Raw genomic sequence first — 2,006 nt, 5'->3', positions numbered from 1 at the left:
TTTTCGTCACGCCGATCAGATTCCTCCGGGCATTATCAGCGTGCTTGAGAAATTACCGCGCGAATTACTACAGACGAATATCATAACCATTCTTTTGAGGGATCTGGATTCCGTTTCCTGCGATGGCGAAAGCGTCGAGGAAACACTGGGAGTGTCCATCGACCACATCTCCGGTCTTTTTTCCGTAGCCCCGAAGAAGCTCAAAACAGCCATGACGGAATCTATCCGGCGGGTCCGGGACATCGATCAACTCTTCAATTACATGGATCGTTGGGAAAACCGGCTGATCGAGGTCAGCGAATTCCCGCCACCCCCCGTACAGAGCTTCGGTAACCTTCTTGTCCCCCTGAGCAGCGCCGCCGCCATGAGGGAAGAAAGCCGGAAGATGCAAAACTGCCTGACGGACTTGGTTCCCCATGTCCTCCAGGGGAAAACTTATTTCTTTCACTGGGATGACGTCTTCCCAGCGACTGTCATGCTCGAAAACTCACCGGAAGACGGGTGGAGGTTCTACTCGGCTCTTGGTGTGGAAAACGAGCCGCTTCCCGAACAAGCAGAAGATCGACTGCAGTCTCTCGTTGACCAATTGACGTTGGCAAATTGGTCGTCGTTTCCTGAAAAACCTCCGAGGTCTCTTAGTGGATGACAAATTCTGTCACCCAAGGGTGTTTACATGGGGAAAATATAAAAGAGGTAAAAAGGAGAGGAGTTCGTAGGGGCGACTCGCGAGTCGCCCCTACGACATTTTTTTTGACCTTAAAGAACCGTGCTCCTATACTTGTCATACAATTTCAAAACATGGGGAATGTAAGAGCGGGTCTCGGCCCAGAGGATGCCGTCGGCTTTATCATTTGCCAGCCATTTCTTCGCTCGTTTCCAACCGCCGTTATATGCAGCCAGTCCGCCCTCCAGATCGTACGTGTTGATCAATTTGGAAAGGTAGCGGGTTCCCAGCCTGATATTATGAATTGGGTCAAAAAGAACAGCTTCCGTCGAAGTCCACTCAACCCCTTCGGACTTCGCAAGCCACTTTCCGGTGCGGGGCATAATCTGCATCAAGCCCATAGCGCCAGCTTTTGATACTACCTTTGGATTCCAGCTTCTAGCGCTCTCGTGCGTGATGGTCGCGCAAATCAAATCAACGTCCAGATTGGGATATTTTAATGTCATCTCGAGGATTTCATTTGCGATGGCCTGTTTCTTTGCCGCCGGCATTTTTTTGTTATACCGGTTCATAATAGTGACGATTTTTTGCTCATTGTTTTGGTAGCTGTTATTAAATTGCGCAAGCGCTGCTATTGCCTGCACGGATTTTCCCAACTCCAAAACCTTTTCATTATCGAAATTGGACTGATCCGGAAGAAAGCTAAGTGACAACATCCCCAACATTATGGGTATTATGAGCGATTTCATTTTTACCTCTCCTACTTTTTTAGAACTACCCTGAGACAACCGGAGAGTTGACCAAAGTTTCTTTTCGCTTTTTAGTACCGGACAAACAGGCAACAGATGTGCCAGAAATAAAGCAGAATAGTCAGTTCTTAATTTCTTTAAAGTTAGTGCAGATTATGGCAGGAATGGTTTGTAGAGAGAATCGTACTGATCGGTACAGGTGAACCGGGAGAGGACAACGGCTTTATTTTTAAAACTGTAGGGGCACATTGCAATGTATCCCTAAGAAATATTTAATTAGCCGGCAACGGGATGAGTTTTCAATTCCGGCTAATGGTCCCGATGCTTTGCCAACATCTGGAGAGGTAAAGCGATGCCAAAGTTAAGGAAACTCTGAAAGCCGCCGTACTTATCCAAATCCAGGAACGCGGCTGCCGCGATTTTGATTTTGGGGTCATCTAATTAGGCGGATCTCACCCGAAGGTTATTTCCTACCCTCAGGAACTGTACCAGTACAAGGCCAGCACTTAAAGCAAACAAAATACCCACTGTTAAATTTTGATCAAAGGTCGCCTGTCCTTTCATCGCTTGAGAGGTTACTATAGCCGTTAAAC

General features: G+C 47.4%; 3 protein-coding genes. 1 reads left to right on the top strand and 2 read right to left on the bottom strand.

Going from position 1 to position 2,006, the window contains the following annotated elements:
• Positions 1-67: 67 nt before the first annotated feature.
• On the bottom strand, positions 68-418 hold the full coding sequence (locus IH879_22665) for a hypothetical protein (protein MCH7677731.1): 351 nt from the start codon (positions 416-418) through the stop codon (positions 68-70).
• 57 nt (positions 419-475) lie between these two features.
• Between IH879_22665 and IH879_22660 the strand changes: the two genes are divergently transcribed.
• Entirely contained in the window at positions 476-646 is a 171-nt protein-coding gene (locus tag IH879_22660) for a hypothetical protein (GenBank protein MCH7677730.1), read from the top strand.
• A 110-nt stretch (positions 647-756) separates the two neighbouring features.
• Here IH879_22660 and IH879_22655 read toward each other — a convergent pair whose 3' ends face one another.
• Complete coding sequence (locus IH879_22655; GenBank protein MCH7677729.1) at positions 757-1,413, bottom strand: transglycosylase SLT domain-containing protein; 657 nt, start codon at positions 1,411-1,413, stop codon at positions 757-759.
• Between the last annotated feature and the right edge of the window lie 593 nt (positions 1,414-2,006).

This window comes from candidate division KSB1 bacterium (assembly GCA_022562085.1).
Taxonomy (GTDB): domain Bacteria; phylum Zhuqueibacterota; class Zhuqueibacteria; order Oceanimicrobiales; family Oceanimicrobiaceae; genus Oceanimicrobium.
This window is presented reverse-complemented; position numbering and strand designations above follow the sequence as displayed.